The sequence below is a fragment of the Streptomyces sp. NPDC056480 genome (assembly GCF_042795405.1).
GTDB lineage: Bacteria > Actinomycetota > Actinomycetes > Streptomycetales > Streptomycetaceae > Streptomyces.
Genome location: NZ_JBHTSA010000038.1, coordinates 52,882 through 73,849 on the forward strand (window position 1 = coordinate 52,882; position 20,968 = coordinate 73,849).

Sequence of the window (20,968 nt, forward strand, 5' to 3'; positions counted from 1 at the left end):
GAGGTCGGTACGGTGATCACGGTGGAACGGAGCTTCGTCGTCGGGCTGCCTCTGGACGAGCTCGTCGCGTACCTGGAGGACTTCAGCCGTACCGAGGAGTGGGACCCCGGGACCGTGAGCTGTGTGCGTCTGGACGCGGGGCCGGTACGGCCCGGGGCCCGGTGGCGCAACACCTCGCGCTTCCGTGGCCGCACCACCCACCTCGAGTACCGGCTCGTGGCGCGCGAGCCCTCGCGTCTGGTGTTCGTCGGGGAGAACAAGACCGTGACCGCAACGGACGATCTCGCATTCGAGGCCGCGTCCGCTTCGCTCACCCGGTTGAACTACCGGGCGTCGCTGCGGTTCAAGGGACTGGCGAAGCTCGCCACACCGTTCCTCAGGGCCGAGTTCGAGCGCCTGGGTGACGAAGTCGCCGCGCGCCTCCCGACCGCAGCCACACAACGGCGTCCGTGACGGAGTCCACCGCGTCTTCGGCTCAGCTCCTGCCAGTTCCGTTCAGCCCGGCTTCAGCGCCCGGTCGCCCGCCCGGTTCCCGGGGAGCTGTTTCGAGAAGGTGTTTCGAGGACGAGAAAGACCTCGTCCTCGAAACACCAGGCCCAGTCCTCGTCCGCCGCAAGGGAGAGGACGACGGGGTGGCCCGTCGACTCGTGATGGGCGTACGCGTGGCGGCCCGGCGAGCTGTCGCAGCACCCGACGTGCCCACACGTCGTGCACCAGCGCAGCCGCCGCCACGTTCCACCGGAGGCAAGGCACTCGACGCAGCCGTCGGCCGGCAGGTCCGGCACTGCAGGCACGGCCGCGGCATGCGCGCAGACACGTCCGTGCTCCGGGCGGCCGCCGTCATGCGCCACGGTCCAGACGGAGCGGCCTGCGCCGTGGTGCTCTTCCGGCCCTGCGTCACCGTCACGTCGGTTCATCGTCTGTCCCTTCCCCTTCACAAGGCCGGAAGGCAGCCAGGGCCAGGGCCCTGTTTTTATCGGGGTGAAGTAGAGCCACGACTCCGGCCCGTTCGGAAGCCGGTGGATCTCCGGCGAGATCGGGAGCCAGTTGGTGTGATGGTGTGGAACATGCCGCTTTCGGAGTAATCGAGCGGGGTTGCGCTGGTTGGCCGTCACGCTGTGCCTGTTGATCACGGTCCAGGTCAGGGAGACCGCTGGTGCACAGGTCACGTGAGTGGCTGTTCGAGAAGATCCGCCGGGTTCATCGCGAGCAGGGGCTGTCGGGGCGGGAGCTCGCCGTGCGGTTCAAGGTGTCGCGGAACACGGTGCGGAAGGCGTTGGAGTCGCCGGTGCCGCCGAAACGGAAGTCGCCGCCGCCGCGGCCGAGCGTGCTGGAGCCGGTGAAAGGCTTCATCGACGCGATGCTGCGCGAGGACCTGGAGGCGCCGGCGAAGCAGAAGCACACGATCCCGCGGATCATGGAGCGTCTCGCGGCGGAGCACGACTTCGAGATGGCCGGGCTGACGACGGTCTACGACTACGTGGCCAAGCGGCGGCCGCAAATCCGTGCGGAGGCTCTGGAGGGCCGCCGGCATCTGGAGGGCATGGTCCCGCAGGCGAAGAGGCCGGGCGAGGAGGCGGAGGTCGACTTCGCGGACTTCTGGCTGGACCTGGCCGGGCAGCGGCGCAAGTGCGTGCTGTTCACGCTGCGACTGTCGTATTCGGGCAAGGCGGTGCACCGGGTCTATGCGACCGCGTCCCAGGAAGCCTTTCTGGAAGGGCATGTGGAGGCGTTCGCGGTGCTGGGAGGGGTGCCGTCGGTCCACATCCGGTACGACAACCTCAAGCCCGCGGTCAAGCAGGTGCTGTTCGGCCGCTCGCGTCTGGAGTCGGCCAGGTGGGCGTCGTTCAAGTCCTGGTATCAGTTCTCCGCGTTCTACTGCGCTCCTGGCCAGGACGGCGCCCATGAGAAGGGCGGGGTGGAGCACGAGGGCGGCCGGTTCCGCCGCAAGCACCTGGTCCCGCCGCCTCAGGTGGAGTCGCTGGCGGAGCTGAACGAGCGGCTGGCCGCGATCGATGTCGCGGAGGACGCCCGGCACGTCCACGGCCGCCCGACATCGATCGGGTTCGACTTCGAGGCCGAGCGGGAGAAGCTGCGGCCGCTGCCGGCGGACGGCTACGACTGCGGGATCGACCTGACGCCGACGGTCGCGCGGAACTCCCGGATCACGGTGAGGCAGTGCTACTACTCGGTGCCGGCGAAGTTCATCGGCACGAAGGTCCGGGTCAAGCTGCGGGCGAACGAGCTGTGGGTATTCGACGGACACCGGGTCGTCGCCCGCCACCCCAGGCTGACCAGGCGTTACACCTACCACGACATCCTGGATCACTACCTGGAGATCCTGCTGGTCAAGCCCGGCGCGTTCGCCGGGGCCTCGGCGCTCGCCCAGGCCCGCGCGGAGGGCGGCTTCAGCAAGGTCCACGAGGCGTTCTGGGCAGCGGCGAAGAAGAAGGCCGGCGACCGCGAGGGCACCCGGATGCTGATCGAGGTGCTGCTTTTGCACCGTCAGCTGCCCGGCGAGGCGCTGGTGGCGGCGATGGAGACTTGTCTGCGGATCGGGTCGGTCTCCACCGACCTGGTCGCGATCGAGGCCCGCAAGGCGATGGAGGGCACCGACGCGGACGACGCCGAGCTCCTGGCCGGCCCCGGTGAGACGGCCGCGGACAGCGCGACGGTGTCGCCCGGTCAGGGCGGGGCACAGGTGATCTCCCTGCACGCGCGCCGGCTGCCGCCCGACCCACGCCAGGCACTGCCCGACATGAGCAAGTACGACCGGCTGCTGAGCCCGCTTCCCAGCCGCACCAGCCAGACCCAGAAAGGCCACGGCGCATGAGCCCGACCGTCACCGTCACCGACCAGGACGAGGAGCCGGAGACCGACAAGGTCCCTGCGCGCAGGATGTCGCTGCCCGGCGACCCTGAGGACATGCTCATCGACGAGGCATGCCGCGAGCTTCGCCTGCCGGCGTTCCGCGAGCGGTTCATCGACCTGGCCACCACCGCCCGGCGCGAGCAGGCCACCTACAAGCAGTTCCTGCTCGACCTGCTGCAGGTCGAGCTCGCCGACCGGGATCTTCGCCGTCAGCAGCGACTGCTGCGACTGGCTCGTTTCCCCAGGCCCAAGCGGCTGGAGGACTTCGACTTCGCGAAGAACCCGAACGTCACCCCTGAGGTCGTCGCGGACCTCAAGTCCCCCACCTGGGTCCGTGAGGGCCGCCCGCTGGTGCTGATCGGCGACTCCGGCACAGGCAAGTCCCACCTGCTGATCGGGATCGGCACCGCGATCGCCGAGGCCGGCCTGTCGGTCCGCTACACCACCACCAGCGCGCTGGTGAACGAGCTCGCCGAAGCCGACGCGGCCCGCCGCCTGTCCTCGGTCATCGCCCGCTACAGCAAGATCGATCTCCTCTGCCTGGACGAGTTCGGCTACCTCAACCTGGACCGCAAGGGCGCGAAGCTGCTCTTCCAGATCTTCACCGAGCGCGAGGAGCGCAAGGCCACCGCGGTCGCCACGAACTCGCCCTTCACGGAGTGGGACAAGACCTTCGGCGACGCCCGCCTCTGCGCGGCCATCGCCGACCGGATCACCTTCCGCTGCACACTGATCCAGACCGGCACCGAGTCCTACCGTCTCCAGGCAACCCAGGAATCTCTCTTCCCCCACCAGGACTGACGGGACCCCGGACCCCTACTCCCTCACTGTTTCGAAGACTCGTTAGTCTTCGGCCAGGGTTTTCCTAGCGGAGAGGGAGGAAGTCTCGATGGGGATGTCGGTGACCAAATGGCGTCTGACTGAGGACGAATTCATTCACGGGATAGATTTCCTGGAGAGCCGCTTTGAGGCAGCTCAGGATGAGGAGGACTGGGGAGAAGAGACTGATTTCAGTAACTTTTGCGAGATCGGGGAGTTGTGGGATCTCGTGAACGTCACGATCTCCGGGGTCCCCATTCCCACCCAAGGAGTGGGGAGCTTGGTGGTCCTGGGGGGTGACATGCTCGGAGAGGTCGGCGATCCGGGTGGGCTGATCACAGTGCTGACACGGCAGGAAGTTACCGAGGTCGCACATTTCCTCCGCGGCCTGTCTATCGACTCGATCGTCACGACGTGTGAGCAGCTCTCAGACCTGCCCGACTTTGTGATCAGCGAGGTCCGGCAGAAGCTGAGGGATCTCCAGCACTTCTACGCGTTGGCTACTCAAGAGGGGCACCTCATGGTCACGCGCGTATATGGGCCGTAGCGACTGGTTCACTGGATCCGTTCGCCCGTACCCCACTGAGAAATTCTCGGAGTACGTCGACACCACGACGAGGGCGAGGCCCTGGCCGCGACTTGTCAGGGAGGCGACCCGGGCCCGCACCGACAAGCTACCGACAGTCCCTCGCCAGCTCCCTTGGACACTCCGCCCGACCCGGCCGGTCACCCGATCAGTGGCTCCGAATCTCGCCGGAGAACACCGCCGACGGTCGAGTGCATCACCGCCACGAACGGCCTACACCTGGCTCCCATTCACACCGGAGCAGTGGCTCTCATACAACCCGATGAAATCAGCCAGGGCCCGGGCCCTGGCCCTGGCAAGGCCCGGGCGACGGCCTGGGCAACCAACCGGGAAGGCCGACACGTCGCTGTGGGGAATCCCTGTTGGCATGCGGCTGCGAGCGTGACCGGTCACAGGTCCATTCTCACGCACCTGAGCGACATCGTCAGGCCGCGTCGGCAGCGTAGACCCGGGCCCGACGACAATGCCGGGAAAACACCGCCTAGCCGTGCGTGCCGGCCGCCAGCCTGTCGAACCACCGCACGATCTGCGGCCCCGCCAGTTTGAAGGAGCCGTTGTGGTCGGCCTTCCCGTGGTCGATCACGGGCGCCCTCACGCCGTTGCGAGCCAGGTCGGCCGCGCAGTTGACGGAGTTGGCGATCGCCACGTCCGTGTCGCCCGCCGCGGTGTGCAGCCGCACCGGGACGTCGGGCTTCCAGTCGCAGGTGCCGTCCTGTGCCTTGAGCGCGGCCAGCAGACCGCCGGTCGGGTGGCCCAGCCGCTCGTAGAAGTCGTCGGTCAGTAGTTCCTTCACCGAGCCGGGGAGCTTCGTGAGGATGTCCTCCTCGGTGTGCCGGGTGTCGAAGAGCTGCTCCACGTGTCCCGCGTACGGCTGCCGGAAGGCCTCGGCCGGGTCGGCGTAGACGGAGTGGAGCCGGTTCTGCGCGGTGAGGAAGTACGCCATGTAGAAGACGCCGCTGATGTCGTTGATCCGGCCGTCCAGCAGGGCGGGGACCTCGGCGCCCCGGAGGTCGTACGGTCCCGCGACGGGCGCGAGGGCCCTCAGCCTGAAGTGCCGGTCCGTGCCACGCGCCAGTTCGCGGCCGAGCGCCATGGCGACCTGGCCGCCCTGCGAGAACCCGGTGCCGTACACGTCCCCGGTGAGCGGTCTGCCGAGCCGGGCCGCGGCGGTCCGGGAGGCCCTCAGCATGTCGAGCGAGGCAGAGACGGAGGAGGCGGTGTCCATGTACGGGTGGAGGCCGGGGCCCTTGCCGAGCCCGAGATAGTCCGGGGCGGCGACGGCACGGCCCGCGGCGGCGTGCAGGTAGGGCGCGTAGAGACCGAAGTCCTGGGCGACGGACGGCGCGTAGTCGCGGTGGACCATCGTGCCGTGCGTGTCCGCCACCAGGTCGAGCCGCCGCTCGCCGCCCTTCGGGAGCACGAGCAGGCCGGTGGCGGTCGTCGGCGCCCCCTGCGGCGTCAGCGTCCGGTAGGTGAGCCGGTAGCCCCGTACGCCGTGGCGCACGGTCGACGCGTCGATGCCGGCGCTCTTGAGGAACGCGGCCACCTGGGTCCTGCTCAGGTCGCCTACGGGGGTGACACCGAGGAGAGTTCCGCGTCCGATGGCCTGCTGAGCCGGGACCAGGGCCGGGGCTGGGGACAAGGCCGGGGCCAGGGCCGGGGCCTGGACCGGGACCGGGACCGGGACCGGTGCGGGACGGAGTTCGGACGCGGCGAACGCCGGGGCGGCGGCCAAGACGGCGACGACGGCGGCAGTCGCGGCGGCGAGGGACTGGCGTACCCTCCGGCGCCGCACGGACCGACCCGATCGGGTGCGTGCGGTGGCGTGGGACATGGGCTGACGCGTGGGGCGGGGCGTCGTACGGGCCGTGCGAGGTGCCGTGCCCGGTGCCATGTCGGACGTCGGGTCTGGCGTCGTGGCGGGCGTCGTGCCGGACGTCGCGTCGGACGGCGTGCCGGATCTCGTCTGAGTCATGACCACGACGCTACGGAGCCGGTGATCGCCGGAACATCCCACGGCCCCCCGGCAAGGGGGGTGGCCAGCCCCACCCCGGAACCGGGGAATCCCCCTGAACGCCGGCAGGTGCAGCCTGCCATGACGGGCAGTCAGAGCCGCCGCCCGCAGGGGTACACACAGGGATTCGCGCGCTCTGTTGCGGCCGACGTGGGAGACGGGGTCACCACGGCGGCACGCGCGAAGCGGCGCCCTCAGCCGGCGTGGCTCCGGCTCAAGGTGTTCGCCCCGTCCGACGAGCAGCGCCTGGAGATCAGGCTGGGCAGCGGCCGACCGACCGTTCCCCAGGAGGGCTCCGGCCCCCTCGCCCGTTGATCGGGCCGCCCCGGGGGCCAGGCAGCACGTCCGGTCACGCCGGCCTCCGAGGCGTCGGCTTCGGTCATTCCCGGAGGCCGGACCTCGGGGAGGCGTGGGGGTGGCTGACAACGACCTTGCCGAAGGGACCGCCGGTCGCGTAGTGACGGTAGGCGTCCACGGCCGCGTCGAAGGGAAAGACACGGTCGATCACGGGCCGCAGTCCGTGCTTCTCGATAAAGGCGTTCATGGCGGTGAACTGAGCGCGACTGCCGACGGCGATCGGCCGGACGGTGGCACCGGAGGCGAACAGGGCACCGGTGTCGAGGGGCACGGCCGCGTTGCCGGCGAAGCCGACGCACACGATCGTGCCCGCCAGGGCGATCGCGCGGATCGACTCGTGGAGCAGTCCCGCGACGTCGACGATGCGGTCGGCGCCCCGTCCGCCGGTGAGGGTCCGGACCTCGGTGGCCCAGTCGGGGGTGGCCGCGTAGTCGACGACCTCGTCGGCTCCGAGCTCGCGCAGCCGTGCGGCCTTGGCGGGACTGCTGGTCGTGGCGATCACGTGCGCGCCGAGGGCCTTGGCGAACTGGAGCGCGAAGAGGGATACCCCGCCGGAACCCTGCACGACGACGGTGTCTCCGCGCCCGAGGCCCGCTCCGTCGCCGGTGAGCGCGTTCCACGCCGTGACCGCCACACACGGCAGGGTCGCCGCTTCCTCGTACGACAGGTGCACGGGGACGGCCACCAGCGAGTCCGTGTCGAGCAGCGCGAGCTCGGTGAGCAGCCCGTCCAGCGAGCCGCCGCGCTGCGCGAGGTGCTCGACGGCGAACGGACCGTCCTGCCAGGAGGGGAAGAGCGTGGCGGCCACGCGGTCACCGACGCGCACGGCGCCGGCGTCGCCCGGGCCGAGCGCGACGACCTCGCCGGCCCCGTCCGAGACGGGGACGACGTCGGGCTTGACCGGCAGCACGTAGGTCCCGTCGAGCACCATGAGTTCGCGGAAGCTCAGGGACGTCGCCCGCACTGCCACCAGGGCCTGGCCGGGACCGGGCACGGGCATGTCGTGCTCGCGTACGGCAAGGCCCGACAGCCCGGCACCACTGTGCGACAGGTGGTAACTCAGCATCTGGGGAGTGTCCTTCTCATGAGGTGGTGGGCGGTACGCGGGCCATCGGAGGTGCGGGGGCTGGTCCTGGTGCTGGTCCTGGTGCTGGTACGCCGGAGACAGGGCCGGGGCCGAGGGCGTGGGCGAGACCGGGGTCAGGGCCGCTGCCGAGGTCAGGGCCGTGGCCGAGGCTGGCGGGGGCGGGGCCGAGGGCGGGCAGGAGGGACGGGGCCAGCAGGAAGGATAGAGTCGAGCAGGGGGCGGACAAGGTCGGCCAGGAGAGGGACAAGGTCTGCTCAAGCGGTTCCGCGCCGCTTCACGCGTCGTCGCACTCGGAGGCCAGCGGAACCTCGCCGACGGTCTTGCTGAAGCCGAGTGCCTCCGCGATCCAGCCGTCCGTCACGCGCATGACGTTGACGCCGTGCACCCACTGGTCGGGTCCGTCCCCGAAGCGATACGTCCACACGATCGTCGCGCGGTCGCCCGCCACGATCACCTCTTGCGGGGTGAACTGCGTGGCGAGGTCGTCGACGAGGGCCGTCCACCACTCCGTACAGGCTTCGCGTCCGACGACCCGCTCCCCGCGCGGCGCGGGCTGGACGCTCTCCATGACGCAGTCCTCGGCGACCAGATCGGCCAGGAGGGCCGCGTCCCGGTCGGTGAACGCGCGGTTGAAACGGTCGATGACCTCGGCGGTGCTGCGCTCGGACATGACGCCTCCTTGGAGTAGATAGACCAATCGGTCTATCGCTTGTGGATATAGATAGACCGATTGATCTACTGCGTCAAGTGCTGGCAGAATCACGCCATGACTGCTTCCGCCAAGCCCGGCCCGCGCGAACGCCTGGTGGTCGCCGCCCAGGAGTTGACCTACACGCACGGCGTCGGCGTCGGCGTGGACAGCCTGCTCAAGGCAGCCGGCGTCGCACGCCGTTCCCTGTACGAACACTTCGGCGGCAAGGACGGCCTGATCGCCGAGGTGCTGCGCCGCAGCACCTCCGAGGACCTGGCGGAGTACCGCGCCACCATGGACGCCGTGGGCGATGACCCGCGGGCCAGGCTCCTCGCGGTCGTCGACCAGCTCGGCCGCATCGCGGCGGGTCCGGACTTCCACGGCTGCCGCTACCTCGCCGCCGACCTCGCGCTCACCGACCGGGAGCATCCCGGCCACGAGGTCACGCGGGCCTACCGGCGCACCCTCAACGGGCTGTTCACGGACGAGTTCGCCGCCCTCGGACACACGCACCCGAAATTCGCCGCCGACCAACTGCTCATCCTCGTCGACGGCCTTCTCGCCACCGGCGCCGCCCGCGCCGAGGACCGGCCGCCCGCCGCCGCGGCCCGCGAACTCGCCGAACACATCATCGACGCCGGACTCCCCCAGCCGTTGTAACGGCAGGCGCCCCACATCAGGCGCCGGGAGGACGAAACGGAAGCCCCGACACCAAGGCGATCTTGCCGAGGCGCACACGGTCGGCCCTCGGGGATGCGTGACGGCAAGACCGGCGCTCAGCGGATGACGAGAGCCGGCCTCGCCGCCTGGCATCATCCGGGCATCCGGGTATCCGGGCATCTGGGCATCCGGGCATCCGGGCATGTGATTCTTCCCGACTTGCCTGTTCACATGGCGATGGTCTTCGCTGGCGCGAGCAGGCGCGAAGAGCACCGCCCGCTGCGTTCGGTCAGACACCGCGTGGAGACAGCACTTATGGCAGGCACGAGATCATGTCCGGTTCTCGGGACGGAGGGGCTTCCCGGCCTCTCCGACACACGGTTCGTACGCGATCCGCATCCCGCCCTGGCTGCCCTGCGGCGTAACGCGCCCGTCCACTTCGACGCCGGAACCGGATTGTGGCTGGTCAGCCGGTACGCCGATGTACGCCAGGTCCTGCTGGATCCGGCTGCCTACCTGCCGGACAACGCCCAGCACGCCGTCTCCCCGCTCTCCATGCCCACACTGCGCGGGCTCGCCCGGGCCCGGTTCGCGCTACCGCCCGCACTCGCCAACAACAGTGGCTCCACCCACGCCGAGCTTCGCCGGCTCGTCACTCGATTCTTCAACGCCGACCGCGTCAGCGCGGCGGTGCCGCTGATCGAGGAGACAGCGCGGGAGATGATGGCCGACCTCAGCGATCGCTACGCTTCCGGCCACCCCACTGACATCGCCGCCGAGTACGCACAGCTCCTGCCGTGCCGGGTGATGATGCGGCTGCTCGGCGTCGACGGCATATCCGACACCACGCTCACGACGTGGAGTGACGCCGCCCTGGAACTGTTCTACGGCTGGCCGTCGGCCGAGCGGCAGACCCGGCTCGGGGAGCTGGTCGGGGACTTCTACCGGTGGCTGGCGGCCCAGGTGGCCCGGGACGCACCTGCGGACGGCCTGATCGGCTCCCTCCGTGGCCACAGACTGTCCAGCGGTGAGCCGCTCGATGCCTCGACCGCCGTTGCCGTGTGCTTCTTCGTCTTCATCGCCGGACAATCGACCACCGGCCAGCTGATCTCCACGGCGCTGCTCCGCGCGTTGGCCGAACCCGAGGCGTGGGCGCGGGCCGCCACCGAGGACGGCTTCGCCGAGGCCTGGGTGGAGGAGATCCTCCGCCGTGAACCCCCGGTCACGACCTGGCGCAGGGTCACGGCACACGAGGTGGAACTGTCCGGGACGAAGCTGCCCGCCGGGTCGCAGCTCCTGCTCATGCTGATGGGGACGGGCTCGGATCCGGAGGTGTTCGAAGAGCCCGAGGTGATGCGCCCGTATCGGGACAACATCCGCCATCACCTCTCCTTCGGAGTGGGCCGACACCGCTGCCCGGGAGCGTCTCTGGCCCGCACCGAGGCGGCGGTGGCACTCCGCACGGCCGCACGACTGCTGCCCGATGCGGTACTCGCCGAGGAGGGAGACCCGCCCATGCTGGGGTTGCTGTCCTTCCGCGCCCCTCTGAGCGTGGTCGTGCGCCGCAGCTGATCCCCCACATGCCCGCGACCGGTGTTCGACGCCGGAACGCCTGGCTCGCGACGCGGAGCCTCCCCGGGCGGCGTGTGGGTCAAGGCGCTGTCTCAGGATGAGGGTGCGGGACGGGGACGGGGACGGGTCACCAGTTCAGAAGATCTGCTCGCACGCGTCCCAGCCCGTGCCGATGACCGTCTGTCTGTCCTCTGGAACGGGCTCCAGTGGCCGCCGAATCACGGGGGCTACGCACTCGCGACGGTGAGCGTGCCAGTCCGGGCGACGGCGGGGCCGATGCCGCTGCTGGGCTTCACGGTGATGCGTCGCCATCTCGGCAGGACGGGCCGACCGGGTGTCGGCCACGAGGGTGGCGGCCGGGGTGCCGTCGGGCCGGGGCCACCTGGTGGAGGCCCTCAACAGTGCTCGATCGTGCCGCCCTGCACGAGACGTCCTGGGACATCGCACCGGCAGAAGTCCGGCGCCACTGGTAGGGCGCCCGACCCCCAGAACAGCCTGACCAGCCGCTTTCGGGTTCGGCCGCCATACGCGTCAACGGGACAATGAGTGGCTCTCGACATGGCTTACTGATCGTTTCAGAATGACTCCGGCCGAGAGCAGCACTCCCGTTGGCACTTGGGCAGCTGAGTTGGCACCTTGACCCATGGCCCAGTACCTACGGGCTGAGCAACAGTAGCAATCCGGACCGGTCGGACGTAGGAGTGGGTGGATGGGCACGGATGCGGAGCGGGAGTGCTGGGAGCTGCGGTCGGGAGCCGGCGTGGGTCCGTTGCAGTTCGGGATGTCTCCAGCCGAGGTCGCCCAAGCACTCTTGGTCCCTGGACCACAGGAGCTGGTTGGCGGCCGTATGCGCAGGAGGACTTCCCGGATGGGGTCAAAGCGTTCTACGACGCGGGCAAGCTCGCCTGCGTTGCGCTGGATGCCGTCACCGGTCCGCAGGTCTTCCTGTCTGGCTTCCCGCTGGCGGGAAGCGATCCGGAGCAAGGCCAGCAGTTCCTGCTGGACCACGCCGCGGAGCATGGGAACTGGGTGCGCTACACGCCTGATGACTCGCTGTCCCTGACTGACCTCGGGGTTCTTCTGCGCTCGCAACAGGTCGGGGCAGCGAGCCTGACGCGTCCGCTCTTCGTGAAGGAGGAGTGGTTGGAGTCGCAGCACTTCCGAGACCACCTTCCATTGGAGGGCGCCTCAGGCTGAGCGCTCGATCCGGCGAACGACGCCAGACCCTGCGCTCAAATCATGCTGAGATGCCGTGGCCTTGCATTCGACGATCTTGGTCAGCAAGGTGTCCGAGTGCGTGCTGATCTTGTTCCGGAAGACCTGTGGGAGCGGGTGGCCCCGTTGCTGCCACCCACTCCCGAACGACGCCACCGGCATCCCGGGCGGTTGCGTGCTCCTGACCGAACGACACTCGCTTGGGTCCTGTTTGTGCTGCGGACCGGTGTCGCCTGGCGGGACGTCCCGGCGGAGACCGTGGGCTGTTCCGGCGTGACGGCCTGGCGCCGACTTCGGGACTGGACGGAGGCCGGCGTCTGGCCACGCCTGCACGCCGCCCTGCTGACCGAGCTTCGCCGCGCCGACCTGCTGGACCTTGATGACTGCGCCGTGGACGGGTCGCAGGTCCGGGCCCTCAAAGGGGGACCACGTTGGCCCCTCGCCGGTCGACCGTGCCCGTCCCGGCTCGAAGCACCACCTGATCGTCGACCGCCACGGAACCCCGCTCGCCGTGACGCTCACCGGCGGCAACCTGCACGACGTCACCCAGCTCCTGCCCCTGCTCAACGCGATCCCGCCGATTCGGGGAGCTCGGGGACGTCCCCCGCCGCAAACCCCGGCGTCTGTACGCCGACCGGGGCTACGACTTCGACAAGCACCGCCGCCTGCTGTGGAAACGCGGCATCAAACCCACGATCGCCCGACGGGGCGTCGCCCACGGCTCCGGACTGGGCAAGGTCCGCTGGGTCGTCGAGCGAACCTTCGCCTGGCTGCACCAGTTCAAACAGCTCCGCACCCGCTACGAACGACCCGGCGATCTCCACCAGGGACTGCTCGAACTGGCCTGCAGCCTCATATGCCTCCGCCGCCTTTGGACCTCATTCTGAAACGATCAGTTAGACGGTGTCTCACGTGGCAATCGCGTCCCCTGCGGTGCGGATGCACTGAGAGCGGGGAGCGCCGTCAGGACGGCCAGCTGAGCGGGCCGTCCACGACGGTCGGGAGGGACGTAGGCATCTCGTCGGTGACCCAGGCGAACTCCAGTGCCGCGAGCGTGGCTCCCCGGTCCGTCCATACGAGGATCATGCCGACGGCGGACCCGGACGCGTCGCACACGGGCGCGTCCACGGGCACGAGCTCAGTCGGCAGTGCCGCACGCTCGCACGGTTCGCGGACCTGCAGATCGACGCTCACGGAGTCGGGCCCCCAGACAGCGGTCACCTCGGTGCGGTCCAGTTGACTCCGCAGTTGCGACGCGCCGTCGAACTCCGCCGACAGGATGTGTTCAAGCACTGCGCGCTCGTCGGCGTTCAACGATCGTGGCTTGGTGGAAAGTGGAGCCATGTGCCCATTCTGAGGTGGCGGGCAATCAGCCCAACGCCTACACCGACCGTCGCCGAGGCCACCCAGCAGCGGCATCATGGTCATTCATGAGTTCGGAGCCAGCCGCTTACTGGACTGGCGCTCCGTAATCGTCGACGCGGCCTCGATGCGCGCGAAAGGGGGGCCGCTGGCCCTCGGGATCCCGGCTGTCCGCTCAAGCCGCGGCTCCCGTCGGCGACACCCCGAAGAGATCCGGGCCGACAAGGCGTACCACTCGGCCGGCAACCTGGCGTGGCTACGCGAACGCAGCATCACTCCACGGATCGCCCGGCCGGGCATGGAGTCCTCCGAACGCCTCGGAAGGCACCGGTAGAAGATCGAGAGAGCGATCTCCTGGCTCCTCGGTTGCCGCCGCCTGACCGTCCGCCATGAACGAAAGGGCGGTCGTCACTTCCTCGGCTTCCTCGGCTTCCTCAGCCTTGCCGCAGCCATGACCTGCTACAAGAAGCTGGCCGAGATCACCACGTGAGACACGTTCCTAGCGAAGGGTCAGCGCGTTTGTGCCGCAGTGGATGCGCACTCCTCACCTGGTGCCCGGAGCACTCCGCCGCACGTCGCGACGATCGCGGCCAGGGCTCCGTCGGAGTAGATCCGGCATCCACTGCGGCAGTTGCAAACGCGGTTCCGCCATCATGCATCCGCCTGGTGCGGTTCTGCGGCGCGGACTCGAGGAGAGCGGACTGTCATTGCCCGGCGCCCGTATGCCTACCTGTGTCGTGCCCCAGATCCTCCGTCACGGGCAGGCACTCGGCGAGCAGGTCGACGACGTCGCGCCAGGCTCGCTGCGCGTGCCGCGGGTGGAAGCCGACGCCGGGGACCGTAGGGTGGCCGACCGGCGGGTGGTGGAAGGCGTGCAAGGCACCGCCGTAGACCGTGAGGCGCCAGTCGACGCCCGCAGCCTGCATCTCAGTGGTAAACGCGTTCCGTTGCGCGGGCGACATGATCGGGTCCTCCGACCCGACCCCGGCCCACACCGGGCAGCGAATGCGCGCCGTCTCGCCCGGTCGCCCAGTGGTCAGTGCGTTGAGGGTCCCGATCGCACGCAGGCTGACGCCGCCGCGCCCGAGTTCCAGCCCGATGGCGCCCCCGGTGCCGTAGCCGACGGCGGCGATCCGGTCGGGGTCGGTCCGCGGTTCGGTGCGCAACACGTCGAGCGCCGCGTGGCCGATGCCCCGCATCCGGTCGGGATCAGCGAGCAGCGGCAGGCAACGGGCCAACATCTCCTCGGGGTCGCCTAAGTAGCGCCCGCCGTGAAGGTCGAAGGCCAGTGCCACATATCCCAGTTCGGCGAGCGCATCGGCCCGGCGGCGCTCGACGTCACTGAGCCCCGTGCCCTCTGGCCCGAGCAGCACCGCGGGCCGGCGGTCAACACCGGCGGGGAGCGCGAGGTGCCCGATCATCGTCAAACCGTCGGCCGGATACTCGACCGTACGCGTCGTAATCGTCTTAGTCGTCGTAGTCGTCGTCATGAGACTGGACTGTAGTGACCGTCGAGCCCCGTCCGGCCGGTGTTCCGCCGCTGGCAGAACAGTGCGGAGATCCCTCTGGAAAATGGCGAGGGCTCACCAGAACCGTCACGAAGCTCAACATCGCCACCGACGACACCGAGCCGAATGGGCGACGGCCGGCGGGCGCCCAGGGCTTCAATACCAACCCGTTTCCCCTTCAGCACGCATGTCGATCGCACCCTCTTTCGGTCACCTCGTCGACCAGATGAAGGTGTCCGGAGAGCGGAGGGATGCGAGGTAGAGCGTCGCGGTCTTGTCATATCGGGTGGCCAGACCCCGCCATTACTTGATCTTGTCGATGCAGCGCTCGACCGTGTTGCACTGCTTGTACGCATCTTCCACAGACGGTCACGGGTGCCCTTCCACGAACCGAAGCGCTCGGGCAGGTCCATCCACGCCATACCGGTGCGGTACTTGAACGCATTCACATCGATCCCCTTCCGGTGCCCAGCCAAGCCACCACACGCTCCCCGTGCGCGACGGCGCCCACGACGGTCGCCTCCAGGGTAACGATCGACCGCGTCCTCGTTCGTCATCACCCACGTCGGCGGGCCCGCCGCACGCCCTCGTGCCGCTCGCGCCGTGCGCGATCACGGCCACAGGGCGTCGAAGGCATCGGCGGCGACGAGTCGGCGCGGCCGTCGTCGGTGAACCCGGTGTACGGCCGCGGGGACGTACCGGCAGTCGCGACGTCACACTGAGTCGTGGACTGCTCCAGGCTGGGTGAGTTCGTTTCCGAGCGTCGCATGCCGCTTGTGTGCGTAGCCGAGGGCCGACGTCGCCGTACCGACGCCGGTACGGCGACCGGGAGGAGGACACACAACACCAGGACGCACAATAGTTCGACGGCTTCGGCCGGCTGGTCAGAACGAGATTCGAAGGAGGCCAAGGTGGCATTCGATGTGGAGCAAGCGGTCCTGGAGATTCCCAAGGTTGAGGCGTTTCCCGGCCTCACGCGCGCGTGGCGCTGGTCGCCCATGGTCCGGTTCGTGTTCTCGCTGGCGTTGAACGCGGAGGGGACCCGCCTCTATCAGGTGAACGCCCGAGACTCCTTCGACGAGGACCTGGCACGGGCGGTTCTCACGTTCGCGCGGGACCACCGTGCCGGGCTCGGGGAGCACCCCCGCCCGTTCGAGGTCGTTCGCGGGTTCTCCCACCCGGGCTACGGCTTCGACGCCGTGGTGGCCGTCCAGCCGGAGATCCATGGCTACTACGTGGGGCGCAACGAGGAGCTCAACGAGGTGGTGGTCGGGGTCTTCCCCGCGTACGTCCGGGAGTTCTCCGGAAACGAGACTCCTGAGGAGGCGCTCTTTCGCTTCAAGCGGATGCTGAACCCGGCGGACATGACCCGTGAGGCCGCTCCGTTCCTCCGGCTGAAGTTCGACAACACGAGGACCGGTGGGGGAAGCGAAGGCGACCTCCGTGGTTTCACCACCCCCGACGTGCTGCTCCGGGAGCTGGAGCTCCTGGAGGGCGCGCCAGGCAGCTTCGTCGAGTACGAGAACCGTCACGGGCGGATCCGGCGGATCGAGTGGAACGGCTCTTGGAACGTCGACGGCGAGGTCCGGGAACACGCGCCGACCCCTGCCGAGGTTCTGGAGACCTTGAACTGACCTCGTTCCCGCACAACGGCCAAGCGTAGAAGCTTCTCGCGCGCAGCCAGAGCGACGACGAGCCGTCCCTCGCCATCGACACCGAGCGACTCGGCGAGAGCAGCGGGCTCCTGATCGTGCCGTACAACTCCGTGGAGTACCTCGCCACGCATGGTGAGTCCAAGCGGCTACTCGACTGGTGGCCCACGCTCGTCGATGCTGCAAGTGGAGACGTGCGGTTCGGGTGGCGAACCGTGCCTCTCCGTCCGGCATGACGAAGTGGACCGCTCCGGTCTCCGATTCGACGCCGAACGATGACCCTCGGCCTGATCATCGGGGTCCGCCTGTTCGGTGAGCCGGTAGAGCGGCCCCCCGGGACGTGCCGAGGGCCGGCTCAGGCTTGTTCCGCATCACGACTTGTTCGATGAGGTGCGGAGCTGTTCGACCGAGCGGGGTCAGGTCGCGGTGGGAATGTGGCGTGCTGCGGCGAGCTTGGCCATCGTCCGGAGTTTCGCGAAGTACGAGGCGCAGTACTCCGAGTTGATCAGGGGCAGGCTCTTGTCGAGGTCGGCGATGCAGGCCCAGAGGATGGCGATGCCGCTGTCGTCGAGCCCACCGTTCAGCTCGCGCTGGACAAGCCCGGCGACATCGGCGTCCAGGAGGATCAGCTCCACGCCCTCGATGTCGATGCCGCGGAAGCTGTCGGGGTACAGAGCGCGCCGGTGTTCCTCCCACAGTCGGGCAAGCTCGTCTTCGGGCTGCGAGCCGCTCACATCGATGGATTCCGCCGTTTCCATCCCTTCCGTCTCTTCTGTCGGAGAGGGTGGGCGAAGAAGGAGGGCCACAGCGTCGAAGACGGCCCGGACCATGGCGATGGCCCCGGCAGCGTTGAGGGCGGCACTCGTCTCGGTGCCTTGAGTGAGACTGTCGCGCAGTCGTCGACTGCGGTCGAGTTCGGCCGCGAGTTCGGCCGTGAAGAGCCCGGTCTCCGCCGCACGCTCGATCAGGATGGGGAGCGGCCCGCTCATGGCCAGCCGCTCGACGAGGACGTGCTCCAAGGCGAACAGGGAATGCGTGGCGGCGACGGTGGCGAACTCGTAGCGGTAGTACGAGTGCCGGATGAGCTCGCGGGACGTTTCCAGCGCACTCATGACGTACATCGACGCGCCGTCGGGCATGACGAGGTCGGCCACCAGCGCGTCCATGTCCGCATAGTCAAGGACGACGCCGTGGGCACGCGGGTCCTGTACCGGCAGAAGGAGCGGGCCGGGCCTCGGAGACATCGGCGGCATCGGCGGCATTGGCGGCAGAGCGATCACCCACAGAGTCTCGTCAGCTGAATGACTTGGCGCCAACGGATTTACTCGGGGCGGTCGGCGACCCGGAGCCGCACGTCGCAACCGGCCCCCCGTCCGAGGTGATGTACGACCTTGTCCGCGGCCCGGCTCGTTGCGTCGTCGTCTGTGACGTCGACAGCGTTGGCGTTGGCGACGTGGGCGTTGGCGGCGTCGGCGACGTTGGCGTCGACGACGTGCTGCCGCCACGACACAATCCATGCGCGCGACCGGAAGTGGCCGGAGTCCGTCGCCTCCCTCCTGTCGTCAGGTTTCCACAACGCGTTCATGGATATGCGGCGTCCGTCAGGAACATCGGCCTCTCGGAGGGGCGCCGCAGCACTGACCCGCGGTCCGAGAGCCACACGCCCCCGACGCCCTTCCGGGTCGGGCCGCGGTGTGCGTAAGCCATCGACCAGTGAGGGGAGGGCCTCGGATGAGTGCGACCGGGGAAGGCAGGGGTGGGGCCACGCGGCCCGGGGCGCGCGTCTCGCGCGATCTGGTGCTTGCGGTCGGACTCATAGGCATCTGCGCCGGCGGCCTGGCTCTCTTGGTCAAGACGGCCTCGGTGGCGGGGGATCGTGGATTGGCGGGCCCGGTGGCGGTTCTCGTGGCGCTCGGCGCCCTGGGCGTCCTCGCCGTCGGGCTGGCGGTGGCCGGGCGCGGCAGCATGGCCGTACGAAATCGTCAGGGCACGCGTACGGGCGATCTCCCGGACGGCTCGCCCCCTCTTCCGGACATGCCCGACGTCGGGGTCGAGGCTCTGGATCACTCGGCGGTCGACGCCGACGGGTTCGAGCACTCGGTCGCCGCGCTCTGCGCGCGCGACGGCTGCACCGTGGTCGAGGTGGTCGGTGGAGCGGGTGACCTGGGCGCCGACGTGGTCGCTGTGACCCTGGACGGCCGACGGCTTGTCGTCCAGTGCAAGCACTACGCGGAGAGCCACCGCGTCGGCTCCCAGGATCTGCAGAGGTTCGGCGGCACCTGTTTCACCATCCACGAGGCGGATGTGGCCGTCGTCGTGACCACCAGTTCGTTCACCGCGCCCGCTGCCGAGTACGCCGCCGCCTGCGGGATCATCTGCGTGGACGGTGAGGCGCTGGCCGCATGGACGGACCAGGTCGCGCCGGCCCCGTGGGACGCGCTCGCCCCGGATCCGACGACCCCCGCCCCCTGAGCCCGCCGCTCCCCCGGCCGCCGGTCGTCCGTCGTCGGTGTCGACCGACGGATTCCTCGGCGTCGACGGCGTCGACGGCGTCGAGGCGGTGGAATCTGCCGGGCAGGAGGCTCGGCGCTGCGCACCGGCCGAGGCGGCTCAGGACGCGGCCGCAACGCCGTCCGGCTCACCTGACGCCGTGGAATCCCTTACGGGTGGTCTGACTGCCCGCCTCCAGACGGTCCGAAGACACTGCCAACTGGCCGCATAGCGGACAGAGTTCTCTGTCCTTCGGACAACAGATGGTCAAATCCTTGTTGCATACCTGCCAAACACATTCTTTCGCTGGCACGCTCGCACCCGCACCACACCCCCCACGATCCCCCCACGCTTTTCAGCGAAGGAGCCCGCGTGACCCGCCAGCAGTCCTCGCACCGCCGTACCACCACCACCGCCGCCCTGATCGCATCGGCCGCCATGGTCGTCGTCGGAGTCCAGACCGGTTCCGCCAGCGCCGATGTCCAGCGTGAGGCCGGCGCAACCGCGCTCGTGCTCTCCGGCAGTCAGCGTGCCGCCGCCGTCCAAGAGGCGCAGGCCGGAGCCGCCGCCACGGCCAGGGCCATCGGCCTCTCCGGCCAGGAGAAGCTCGTCGTCCGGGATGTCGTCAAGGACGCCGACGGTTCGGTCCACACACGGTACGAGCGCACCTACGAGGGTCTCCCCGTCCTCGGCGGCGACCTCGTCGTGCACCAGAAGAAGAACGGCACCCGCGCCACCACCAGGGCGACCAACGCCCTTATATCCGTGGCGAGCACGGCCGCCTCGGTCACGGCCACGGCCGCCGGCAAGTCCGCCGCGGCCTCCTCCGACGCGCGGTCCGCCGCCCCCTCCTCGTCCCGCAAGGTGGTCTGGGCGGCCACCGGCAAGCCGACGCTCGCCTGGGAGACGACCGTGACGGGCGTCCAGGCCGACGGCACCCCGAGCGAGCGTCACGTCATCACCGACGCGACCTCGGGCAAGGAGCTGTACTCCTACGAGGCGATCGAGACGGGATCCGGCAACACCCAGTACAGCGGCCGGGTCACGCTCGGGACGGCGCCCTCGTACACCCTGACGGACACCGCGCGCGGCGGCCACAAGACGTACGACCTGAACGGTGGAACCAACGGCACCGGGTCGCTCTTCACCAACAGCACGGACACCTGGGGCAACGGCCTGGCGACGAACAGGGAGACCGCCGCCGCGGACGCCCACTACGGCGCGGCAGTCACCTGGGACTTCTACAAGAACGAGCTCGGCCGCAACGGCATCCGCGGTGACGGCGTCGCCGCCTACTCCCGCGTCCACTACGGCAACGCGTACGTCAACGCCTTCTGGGACGACTCGTGCTTCTGCATGACGTACGGCGACGGAACGGGCAACACCAAGCCGCTGACCTCGCTCGACGTCGCCGGCCACGAGATGTCCCACGGTCTGACCGCCTCCACCGCCGGACTGAAGTACAGCAAGGAGTCGGGCGGCCTCAACGAGGCCACCTCCGACATCCTCGGCACCTCGGTCGAGTTCTACGCGGCCAACGCCACGGACGCCGGCGACTATCTGATCGGCGAGAAGATCGACATCCGCGGCAACGGCACCCCGCTCCGCTACATGGACAAGCCGAGCCGCGACGGCAACTCCGCCGACTACTGGTCCAGCAGCGTCGGCCGCCTCGACGTCCACTACTCCTCGGGCCCGGCCAACCACTTCTTCTTCCTGCTGTCCGAGGGCAGCGGTGTCAAGACGATCAACGGCGTCTCCTACGACTCCCCCACCAGCGACGGCTCCACCCTCACGGGCATCGGCCGCGCCAAGGCCTACAAGATCTGGTACAAGGCCCTCTCCACCTACATGACCTCCTCCACCAACTACGCCGGCGCCCGCACCGCCACCCTCTCCGCGGCCACCGACCTCTACGGCGCGGGCAGCGCGGAGTACACCGCGGTCGCCAAGGCCTGGACCGCGATCAACGTCAAGTAGCCCGCGGAGGTGGCCCCGCGTCAACCCCCCCGCCGGAAACCCCGGGGGCCCCCCCCCCCCCCCCCCCCCCCCCCCCCCCCCCCCCCCCCCACCCCCCCCCCCGC

The 20,968-nt window shown here is 69.3% G+C and carries 18 protein-coding genes and 1 pseudogene; 11 read left to right on the forward strand and 8 right to left on the reverse strand.

From position 1 onward, the window contains the following. Positions 1 to 12 precede the first annotated feature (12 nt). Positions 13 to 453 (forward strand): SRPBCC family protein, encoded by a 441-nt coding sequence (locus ACFQ79_RS18900; protein WP_383584778.1) that lies wholly within the window; start codon positions 13 to 15, stop codon positions 451 to 453. 53 nt (positions 454 to 506) lie between these two features. Here the strand turns inward: ACFQ79_RS18900 and ACFQ79_RS18905 are convergent, their stop codons facing one another. Next, positions 507 to 851, reverse strand: a complete 345-nt coding sequence (locus ACFQ79_RS18905; RefSeq protein ID WP_383584827.1) for a UBP-type zinc finger domain-containing protein — start codon at positions 849 to 851, stop codon at positions 507 to 509. A 305-nt stretch (positions 852 to 1,156) separates the two neighbouring features. Here ACFQ79_RS18905 and istA point away from each other — a divergent pair, with 305 nt between their 5' ends. The 3 genes from istA (at position 1,157) to ACFQ79_RS18920 (ending at position 4,237) form a co-directional block, all read left to right on the forward strand. Further along, the gene (gene istA / locus ACFQ79_RS18910; RefSeq protein WP_383584780.1) at positions 1,157 to 2,833 is read left to right on the forward strand and encodes an IS21 family transposase; all 1,677 of its coding nucleotides are present in this window, start codon (positions 1,157 to 1,159) and stop codon (positions 2,831 to 2,833) included. After that, complete coding sequence (gene istB / locus ACFQ79_RS18915; protein WP_383584783.1) at positions 2,830 to 3,672, forward strand: IS21-like element helper ATPase IstB; 843 nt, start codon at positions 2,830 to 2,832, stop codon at positions 3,670 to 3,672. Before istA ends, istB begins: the two co-directional genes overlap by 4 nt. An 88-nt stretch (positions 3,673 to 3,760) precedes the next feature. Next, complete coding sequence (locus tag ACFQ79_RS18920) at positions 3,761 to 4,237, forward strand: DUF1877 family protein (RefSeq protein ID WP_383584786.1); 477 nt, start codon at positions 3,761 to 3,763, stop codon at positions 4,235 to 4,237. Positions 4,238 to 4,757: 520 nt separating this feature from the next. On the opposite strand, the gene ACFQ79_RS18925 is transcribed toward ACFQ79_RS18920, so the two are convergent. Further along, complete coding sequence (locus ACFQ79_RS18925; RefSeq protein WP_383584830.1) at positions 4,758 to 6,110, reverse strand: alpha/beta hydrolase; 1,353 nt, start codon at positions 6,108 to 6,110, stop codon at positions 4,758 to 4,760. A 261-nt stretch (positions 6,111 to 6,371) separates the two neighbouring features. Between ACFQ79_RS18925 and ACFQ79_RS18930 the strand changes: the two genes are divergently transcribed. Beyond that, complete coding sequence (locus ACFQ79_RS18930) at positions 6,372 to 6,605, forward strand: hypothetical protein (protein WP_383584789.1); 234 nt, start codon at positions 6,372 to 6,374, stop codon at positions 6,603 to 6,605. 64 nt (positions 6,606 to 6,669) lie between these two features. On the opposite strand, the gene ACFQ79_RS18935 is transcribed toward ACFQ79_RS18930, so the two are convergent. Further along, entirely contained in the window at positions 6,670 to 7,713 is a 1,044-nt protein-coding gene (locus ACFQ79_RS18935) for an NAD(P)-dependent alcohol dehydrogenase (protein WP_383584792.1), read from the reverse strand. A gap of 295 nt (positions 7,714 to 8,008) precedes the next feature. Next, the gene (locus ACFQ79_RS18940; protein WP_383584795.1) at positions 8,009 to 8,404 is read right to left on the reverse strand and encodes a nuclear transport factor 2 family protein; all 396 of its coding nucleotides are present in this window, start codon (positions 8,402 to 8,404) and stop codon (positions 8,009 to 8,011) included. Between the two features lie 96 nt (positions 8,405 to 8,500). Here ACFQ79_RS18940 and ACFQ79_RS18945 point away from each other — a divergent pair, with 96 nt between their 5' ends. The 3 genes and pseudogenes from ACFQ79_RS18945 to ACFQ79_RS18955 all read left to right on the forward strand — a co-directional run bounded on the left by ACFQ79_RS18945 (position 8,501) and on the right by ACFQ79_RS18955 (position 12,759). Next, positions 8,501 to 9,085: a TetR/AcrR family transcriptional regulator gene (locus ACFQ79_RS18945; RefSeq protein WP_383584798.1), complete on the forward strand. Its 585-nt coding sequence runs from the start codon at positions 8,501 to 8,503 to the stop codon at positions 9,083 to 9,085. Between the two features lie 93 nt (positions 9,086 to 9,178). After that, positions 9,179 to 10,657 (forward strand): cytochrome P450, encoded by a 1,479-nt coding sequence (locus ACFQ79_RS18950; RefSeq protein ID WP_383584801.1) that lies wholly within the window; start codon positions 9,179 to 9,181, stop codon positions 10,655 to 10,657. Between the two features lie 1,293 nt (positions 10,658 to 11,950). Then, positions 11,951 to 12,759: pseudogene (locus ACFQ79_RS18955) on the forward strand (IS5 family transposase). A gap of 76 nt (positions 12,760 to 12,835) precedes the next feature. Here the strand turns inward: ACFQ79_RS18955 and ACFQ79_RS18960 are convergent. Together ACFQ79_RS18960 and ACFQ79_RS18965 are read right to left on the reverse strand one after the other, a co-directional pair. Then, positions 12,836 to 13,165: a hypothetical protein gene (locus ACFQ79_RS18960; RefSeq protein ID WP_383584804.1), complete on the reverse strand. Its 330-nt coding sequence runs from the start codon at positions 13,163 to 13,165 to the stop codon at positions 12,836 to 12,838. 773 nt (positions 13,166 to 13,938) lie between these two features. Further along, positions 13,939 to 14,724, reverse strand: a complete 786-nt coding sequence (locus ACFQ79_RS18965) for a dienelactone hydrolase family protein (protein WP_383584807.1) — start codon at positions 14,722 to 14,724, stop codon at positions 13,939 to 13,941. A 929-nt stretch (positions 14,725 to 15,653) separates the two neighbouring features. Between ACFQ79_RS18965 and ACFQ79_RS18970 the strand changes: the two genes are divergently transcribed. After that, positions 15,654 to 16,376 (forward strand): hypothetical protein, encoded by a 723-nt coding sequence (locus ACFQ79_RS18970; RefSeq protein ID WP_383584810.1) that lies wholly within the window; start codon positions 15,654 to 15,656, stop codon positions 16,374 to 16,376. 434 nt (positions 16,377 to 16,810) lie between these two features. Here the strand turns inward: ACFQ79_RS18970 and ACFQ79_RS18975 are convergent, their stop codons facing one another. Together ACFQ79_RS18975 and ACFQ79_RS18980 are read right to left on the reverse strand one after the other, a co-directional pair. Next, positions 16,811 to 17,674, reverse strand: a complete 864-nt coding sequence (locus ACFQ79_RS18975) for a hypothetical protein (protein WP_383584812.1) — start codon at positions 17,672 to 17,674, stop codon at positions 16,811 to 16,813. A gap of 41 nt (positions 17,675 to 17,715) precedes the next feature. Further along, the gene (locus ACFQ79_RS18980; RefSeq protein ID WP_383584815.1) at positions 17,716 to 17,979 is read right to left on the reverse strand and encodes a hypothetical protein; all 264 of its coding nucleotides are present in this window, start codon (positions 17,977 to 17,979) and stop codon (positions 17,716 to 17,718) included. 308 nt (positions 17,980 to 18,287) lie between these two features. On the opposite strand from ACFQ79_RS18980, the gene ACFQ79_RS18985 reads away from it, so the two are divergent. Together ACFQ79_RS18985 and ACFQ79_RS18990 are read left to right on the forward strand one after the other, a co-directional pair. Beyond that, positions 18,288 to 18,866 carry a restriction endonuclease gene (locus ACFQ79_RS18985; RefSeq protein WP_383584818.1) on the forward strand — a complete coding sequence of 193 codons (579 nt, stop codon included), beginning with the start codon at positions 18,288 to 18,290 and terminating at the stop codon, positions 18,864 to 18,866. Between the two features lie 456 nt (positions 18,867 to 19,322). Continuing rightward, positions 19,323 to 20,864 (forward strand): M4 family metallopeptidase, encoded by a 1,542-nt coding sequence (locus ACFQ79_RS18990; RefSeq protein ID WP_383584833.1) that lies wholly within the window; start codon positions 19,323 to 19,325, stop codon positions 20,862 to 20,864. The last annotated feature ends 104 nt before the right edge of the window (positions 20,865 to 20,968 follow it).